This window comes from Dietzia timorensis (assembly GCF_020742175.1).
GTDB classification, from domain to species: domain Bacteria; phylum Actinomycetota; class Actinomycetes; order Mycobacteriales; family Mycobacteriaceae; genus Dietzia; species Dietzia timorensis_A.
Map to the genome: position 1 here is coordinate 1 of NZ_DYXM01000161.1, position 2,509 is coordinate 2,509.

The following is a 2,509-nucleotide window of genomic DNA, read 5'->3' on the forward strand; positions in this document are numbered from 1 at the left end:
CGACGGCCCCCGCCTAAAGGTGCACATTTGGCCCGCGTCCAAGGCGAAGAACTACGAGCTCGGCAAGGCTGACGACTACGGCCACCAGGGCTTTTACGTCTACGACCGCAATCGGCTGATCACGATCGGCGGATGGATCACGACTCGCCGGTCCTCGCGCTCGCAGAAGCTGCTCCGCATCGAAATCGACGACCCGCGGGTCATTGACAGCTATCTCACCGTCAGCGCCCAGAAGATGTCTGTCCGGCCAAACGAGGCATTCCACAAGTATCTGGCATCCCTTTGCGATCCGACGGATGAGAGCATCACTTTCGAATCGTGCATCCAAGCCGGCATCGAGGCCCAGAAGTCCGCAAACCAGCGAGCGCGCAAGAGGAAGCCCCTCGTTGAGCCCGGGAAGGGATTCGAGGGTGCTCTGCGCAAAGTGATCCACGAGGAAGTCAGCTTCGTATCTCGAGACCCGATGGACATTCGGTGGGGCACCGTCGACGACGATGATTTTTTCTATTTCGACCTTGCCGGACGAACCCTGACCCTGAACAAGCTGTATCGGCCTCTGTTCAGCCCCGATGGTGGTCGACTCAACGATGCCCCACTGATCAAGGCCCTCCTGTACCACCTTTTCAATAGTGCGTTCGATGGCGAACGAGTCGGATCCAGGACAGCCGATAATCTTGAGTTGTGGCAATCGACGTTGACCACAGCCGCCCAACTGGAGCTCGGAGAAAGGGAAACCCGCGAAGCCGAGGCTGATGTCGCCGAGCAAGAAGCCGCGGCGGATGCATCCCCCACCGATACGCCGGCACCTGAAACACCAAAGGCACCTAAGAGACGAAAACGAGGCAGGCACCACAGAAATGACGAAACACCCCCCTGGGACGAGCTACTATCCCGCTTCCGTAATCGTCGACACCTGGAAAAGGGGAACTAACCATTCTCTTCCCCTCCAGGGGTCACATGCCCACGTGTTGGAGTTGTATCCGCATTCCAACGTGATCAACCTCGTCTTGCGCGAGCACGAGATCACGTCTGCCATCGACACCGGGCTACGGCACGTGACCGTCGATAGTCGGCTGTACGACTACACGGGTACAAAGACGGAGTCGGTCGTATCCGTCAAGGCCGACGTCTCGACGGTCGAAGCTGCGTATTTCTTCCTGCGAAGCATCGCCGAACAAGTCCAGGAACAGGATGTCGAGCCGACGACCGCGATCTACCAGTCGATCCGAGCCTTCAAGTCCCTGTTGCTCGGCAGTGCCGTTGGCTCGACCCGCAGCGAGATTGGGCTGCTGGGAGAATTCCTCGTCCTCCATGAGCTGACCAAACGCGAAATCGCCTCGTTCGACCGAGCCGTGCGCGCATGGCTCGGACCGCACAACGAGGAACACGACTTTGCCTTTGGCGCCGGAGACATCGAAGTCAAGGCAACCGAAAAGGAAAGCCGCCGACACACGATCTCCTCCGCCACGCAACTGGTCGAAACCGACGGCAAACGACTCGCATTCGCGTCGGTGCAGCTGACACGCACGTCGGAGGGCGGCCAGACGCTGGCCGAAGCCATCGCTGCGCTGCGAGGCGCCATAACGGACCCTGAACTGTCCAGGATCCTCCGGAGCCGCCTTCAGCTCGCCGGCGTCGTCCCCGAGAACGAGGGCAACTACACCACCCGGTGGACGCTGCGGAGTCCGATCGAGTTCTATCGCGTCGACGACGGTTTCCCACGGCTCACTACGCACCAATTCGAGTCGATGCACGAACGCATCGATTCGGTCCAGTACGTCATCAACGTTGATGGGCTCGAGTCCCTGCCCGATGACGACATCCGTTCCCTGATTGGCCCGACTGAAGAGAATTGAACCGACGATGACCACCGACGAGCTGACCACCGCCAGTTTCGAAGCAATCCGCGAAGAAATCGACTACGTTCTGAACACCCGCCGCATCCGGGTCACCAAGACTCTCCTCGAAAATTTGGAGCACGAATCCGACGAGGAGTACACCCTCGAGGACATCAAGCGATACGTCGAGCTTGGAAATGACGCGGACATTTCACCGCTAATCAACTTCATTTTGACCGCTGACGATGTCGATGGCGACGCCATCAAGCCCAAGACGGACACCGAACCAGAGTCTGAAGCCCGCCGACAGTGGGTTCTCGAGAAGCTCGGGCTGACGGACATCGCCGACAGCATCAACGCGCGCATCCCCGTCAAGGAACAGCCGACGGTTATCGACACCGATTTCGTCGACTGGTACAAGGGCGACCGCCGAACCGCCAACGCGAACTACTGGCCCATTTACGAGGAAGTGCTCAAGGGCAAGGGTTGGAATGCCGATTCGATCTCCGCGGTGAGCCGCCAGGCGACGGAGGTCATTCGCCGCCTCGATGATCCGCTCGGGCCGATGGCCGGTGGCAAGCGGGGTCTGGTCGTCGGCCACGTCCAGAGCGGTAAGACCGCAAACTTCACCGCCGTCATGGCTAAGGCCATTGACGCCGGCTATCGGTTCG

Annotated in this window: 1 protein-coding gene and 2 pseudogenes; all 3 read left to right on the forward strand. The window is 59.8% G+C overall.

From position 1 onward, the window contains the following. Positions 1–931: pseudogene (locus K8V11_RS08490) on the forward strand (hypothetical protein); the annotation flags it as partial. Between the two features lie 34 nt (positions 932–965). Further along, complete coding sequence (locus K8V11_RS08495; protein WP_303912744.1) at positions 966–1,856, forward strand: PD-(D/E)XK motif protein; 891 nt, start codon at positions 966–968, stop codon at positions 1,854–1,856. 7 nt (positions 1,857–1,863) lie between these two features. Beyond that, positions 1,864–2,509, forward strand: a pseudogene (locus K8V11_RS08500) (endonuclease); the annotation flags it as partial.